Origin of the sequence: Isoptericola sp. NPDC057191, assembly GCF_042670225.1 — a bacterium.
GTDB lineage: Bacteria > Actinomycetota > Actinomycetes > Actinomycetales > Cellulomonadaceae > Isoptericola.
On record NZ_JBHUWC010000259.1, the window covers coordinates 1 to 4,050 of the forward strand.

Annotated in this window: 5 protein-coding genes; all 5 read right to left on the reverse strand. The window is 71.8% G+C overall.

Annotation, left to right across the window (positions count from 1 at the left end; all coding sequences use genetic code 11):
- Positions 1-32: 32 nt before the first annotated feature.
- The 5 genes from ACFT55_RS19385 to ACFT55_RS19405 all read right to left on the reverse strand — a co-directional run bounded on the left by ACFT55_RS19385 (position 33) and on the right by ACFT55_RS19405 (position 3,974).
- Entirely contained in the window at positions 33-929 is an 897-nt protein-coding gene (locus tag ACFT55_RS19385) for a phenylalanine 4-monooxygenase (RefSeq protein WP_380245482.1), read from the reverse strand.
- An 87-nt stretch (positions 930-1,016) separates the two neighbouring features.
- Complete coding sequence (locus ACFT55_RS19390; RefSeq protein ID WP_380245483.1) at positions 1,017-1,382, reverse strand: RNA polymerase-binding protein RbpA; 366 nt, start codon at positions 1,380-1,382, stop codon at positions 1,017-1,019.
- Between the two features lie 134 nt (positions 1,383-1,516).
- On the reverse strand, positions 1,517-1,759 hold the full coding sequence (gene secG / locus ACFT55_RS19395) for a preprotein translocase subunit SecG (RefSeq protein ID WP_380245484.1): 243 nt from the start codon (positions 1,757-1,759) through the stop codon (positions 1,517-1,519).
- Positions 1,760-1,942: 183 nt separating this feature from the next.
- Entirely contained in the window at positions 1,943-2,710 is a 768-nt protein-coding gene (gene tpiA / locus ACFT55_RS19400) for a triose-phosphate isomerase (RefSeq protein ID WP_380245486.1), read from the reverse strand.
- A 64-nt stretch (positions 2,711-2,774) separates the two neighbouring features.
- Positions 2,775-3,974 (reverse strand): phosphoglycerate kinase, encoded by a 1,200-nt coding sequence (locus ACFT55_RS19405; RefSeq protein WP_380245485.1) that lies wholly within the window; start codon positions 3,972-3,974, stop codon positions 2,775-2,777.
- Between the last annotated feature and the right edge of the window lie 76 nt (positions 3,975-4,050).

Sequence of the window (4,050 nt, forward strand, 5' to 3'; positions counted from 1 at the left end):
TCCCAGGACGAGGGGGCCGTCGCGCGTCGGGGTCAGCTCGCCGAGCGGTGCCGCTCCGCGAGCAGCCGGCCCGGGGTGTCGTCGTCGAAGTCCGCGAAGAACTGCCCGACCCGCTCGGTCAGCTCGCTCATCCCGTCACAGGCGAACAGTGTCGGCTGGTAGTGCGAGATGTCGTACTCGACCGTGCCCATGGAGTAGAAGTCGAGCGGCAGGATCGTCGCGCCGCGGAACTCTTCGATCTCGCCGTAGGAGGACAGCAGACCGGCGCCGTAGGCGCGCAGCTCGCCGTCCTCGTACATGACGCCGAACTCGATGGTGAACCAGAAGACGTCCGCGACGAACTGCAGGCCTTCTGGGGTCTCGCAGCGTCGCGCCGCCTCGCCGGCGCGACGCTTCACCTCGGCGATCGCCGGGTTGGCGAGCAGGTTCCCGTGCCCCACCACCTCGTGGATGATGTCGGGCTCGGGGGTGTACAGCGGCTGCGAGCCGTGCCGCAGGTACTGCGTGGAGTGGAAGACGCCGTCCGCGAGCGACCCGTAGAACTGGTCCAGGGGTACGAGGCCCGCGGCCGGATGGAGGCGGAAGCCGCTCAGCGGCTCGAGCCCGGCGCTCACCTGGTCGAGCTGGGGGACGTGGTCCGTGGGCAGACCGAGGGCCTCCTTGCCCTCGAGGTAACCGCGGATCGCGAGGCGCTCGTGCTTGGGTGCGAGCTCGGTGCACACGGTGCGCCAGATCTCGTTCTCCGCGTCGGTGTACTCCACCCTGGGCACCGGGTCGCCGGGCGACCAGCGCAGCGCGGGGCCGGCGATGGCCTCGCGACGGCGGCGGTACTCCGGGTCGTTCGCGCCGGGGTGGTCGTCGGTGAGGTGCACCGTGACGCCGTTCTCGTCCTCGGTGACGGGGGCGTAGAGCTGACCTTCCTCAAACATGCCGAAAGACTACGCCCGGCGCCCCTGTCTCGACAGGTGGACGGCGCGGTGCCCCGGGGCGTCGGCCCCGCGGCACCGCGCGAGCGATCAGCTGGCCTGGCGCAGCGTGGTGCGGCGCGCCCGCAGCGTCGCCAGCGCCTCCTCCAGCAGGGCCGCGCCGTCCTCTGCGGACCGCCGCTCCTTCACGTACGCCAGATGGGTCTTGTACGGCTCGTTGCGCACCGGCGACGGCGGGTTCGCCGCGTCCAGGCCCGCAGGGAAGCCGCACCGGGGGCAGTCCCAGAACTCCGGCGCCTCCACGTCCTCGTTCGCCGAGAAGCTCGGCGTCGTCTCGTGCCCGTTCGCGCACCAGTACGACACCCGCACCCGGGGTGCCGCATCGCCGCGCTCGGACTCTCCCAGGGGTCCCGCGCCCACGCGCGAGCCCCGGATCGCATGACCGGCTGTAGCCACGTCCTGTCGTCCTCACCTTCGACTCAGTGGGCGTTCGCCCACGGACGATCTTCGTGAACCGCTGGTCCGGGGCGTCGTCGCCCGGCCCGCGTGCCCCCGCGCCGGCCGGAGCCGGCGACGGTCGCGTCGTGCTGTCAGCTGACCTTCGTGATGAGGCCGAGCAGCACGATCACGACGAACCAGACGAGCGCAAAGCTCACCGTGATCCGGTTGAGGTTGCGCTCCGCGACGCCGGAGCTCCCGGCAGCGCTCGAGACACCCCCGCCGAACATGTCGGACAGCCCGCCGCCCTTGCCCTTGTGCATCAGGATGAGCAGGGTCAGGAAGGCGCTGGTGATCACCAGAAGAACCTGAAGGATGATCTGCAAAACGTCCACGGTGTCCTCGGCTGTCCTCGTTCGTCGTCCGTCCCGCGGGACGGGTTCGGTGCCGGGACGTCGTCCCGGCCGGGTCAAGAGTAAGTGACGGACGCCTCTCGAAGCGAACACCGATGTCTCCATCTGGTGACGATCCGAAGAGGCGTCCGTCGGACGGGCGTGGCCCGCCGTCACACGGTCGTGTCAGGCGACGTGCGACTGGTAGCGCGCGATCTTCGCGAACTCGACCGGGTCGAGGCTCGCGCCGCCCACGAGGGCGCCGTCGACGTCGGGCTGCGCCATGATCTGCGCGACGTTGCCCGACTTCACGGAGCCCCCGTACAGCACGCGGACGCCCGCGGCGAGCTCGGCGTCGTACAGCTCGGCGAGGCGGCCACGGATCGCGCCGCAGACCTCCTGCGCGTCCTCGGGGGTCGCGACCTCGCCCGTGCCGATGGCCCACACGGGCTCGTAGGCGATGACGACCTGAGCCGCCTGCTCCGGGGTGACCCCGGCGAGCGCCGCGTCGACCTGCGCCAGGGTGTACGAGACCTGCTCGCCCGCCTTGCGGACGTCCAGGCCCTCGCCCACGCACAGGATCGGCACGAGACCGTGCTCGAAGGCGGCGCGCACCTTGGCGTTGACCACGGCGTCGTCCTCGGCGTGGTACTCGCGGCGCTCGGAGTGGCCCACGGCCACGTAGGTGCAGCCGAGGCGCGCGAGCATCGGGCCGGAGATCTCGCCCGTGTAGGCGCCGGAGGCGTGCGTCGACAGGTCCTGCGCGCCGTAGCGCACGTCGAGCTTGTCGGCGTCGACGAGGGTCTGGACCGAGCGCAGGTCCGTGAACGGCGCCAGGACGGCCACCTCGACGGCCTCGTAGTCGTGCTTCGCGTCCTTGAGCGTCCACGCGAGCTTCTGCACCGCGGCGATCGCCTCGGTGTGGTCCAGGTTCATCTTCCAGTTGCCCGCCATCAGGGGCGTGCGGGTGGTGGCCACGATGGGCTCCTTGTTCTCTCGTGCTGAGGGGTCGTGGGTGTCAGGCGCCGAGGACGGCGAGCCCCGGGAGCTCCTTGCCCTCCAGGAGCTCCAGGCTCGCGCCGCCGCCCGTGGAGATGTGGCTGAAGCCGTCCTCGTCGAAGCCGAGCACGCGCACGGCCGCGGCCGAGTCGCCGCCGCCGACGATCGAGAAGGCGCCTGCGGCGGTGGCGTCGACGATGCCCTGGGCCACCGCGCGCGTCCCCGCGGCGAAGGCGTCGAACTCGAAGACGCCCATCGGGCCGTTCCAGACGATGGTCTTCGCGTCGGCCAGCCGCGACGCGAACAGCGCGCCGGAGTCCGGGCCGATGTCGAGGCCCATCGTGCCGTCGGGGATCTGGTCGGCCGGCACGGTGCGGTGGGGAGCGTCGGCGGCGAACGAGTCGGCGGCCACGATGTCCGTGGGCAGCACGATCTCGACCCCGGCCTCGGCGGCCTGCGCCAGGTAGCCCTTCACCGTGTCCACCTGGTCGGCCTCGAGGAGCGACGAGCCGACCGAGTGGCCCTGCGCCGCGAGGAAGGTGAAGACCATGCCGCCGCCGATGAGGAGGCGGTCGGCCTTGGTGAGCAGGTTCTCGATGACCCCGAGCTTGTCGGAGACCTTCGAGCCGCCCAGCACCACCGCGTAGGGGCGCTGCGGGTCGGTCGTGGCGCGCGACAGCGACTCGACCTCCTTGAGGACCAGGTCGCCGGCGGCGGCGGGCAGCACCTTGGCCACGTCGTAGACCGAGGCCTGCTTGCGGTGCACGACGCCGAAGCCGTCGGAGACGAACGCGTCCGCCAGCGCGGCGAGCTCACCGGCCAGCTCCTCGCGCTCGGCGTCGACCTTCGAGGTCTCCCGGGCGTCGAACCGGACGTTCTCCAGCAGGGCCACCTGGCCGTCCGCCAGCGCGGCGACGGTCTCCTGGGCCGACGGGCCGGTCACGTCCGACGCCAGGGTGACGTCCTGGCCGAGCAGCTCGCCGAGGCGGGCCGCCACGGGCGCCAGGGAGTAGTCGGGATTCGGCTCCCCCTTGGGGCGGCCGAGGTGGGCCGTGACGACCACGCGCGCGCCGGCGTCGACGAGGCGCCGCAGGGTCGGCAGCGCGGCCTTGATGCGGCCGTCGTCGGTGATGGTGGTGCCGTCGAGCGGCACGTTGAAGTCCGAGCGGACGAGGACGCGCTTGCCGCGCAGCTCGCCCAGGGTGTCGATGGTCTTCATGAGGCACACCTGTCCGTCAGGGCCCGGTGCGCGCTGCGTCGCCGCACGTGCCGGGCGAGGGTGATCTGTTCCGTAC

Bases quoted from the DNA above. Each gene is read 5' to 3' on its own strand.
- ACFT55_RS19385 (WP_380245482.1), bottom strand. From the start codon at position 929: ATGTTTGAGGAAGGTCAGCTCTACGCCCCCGTCACCGAGGACGAGAAC.
- tpiA (WP_380245486.1), bottom strand. From the start codon at position 2,710: ATGGCGGGCAACTGGAAGATGAACCTGGACCACACCGAGGCGATCGCC.
- ACFT55_RS19405 (WP_380245485.1), bottom strand. From the start codon at position 3,974: ATGAAGACCATCGACACCCTGGGCGAGCTGCGCGGCAAGCGCGTCCTC.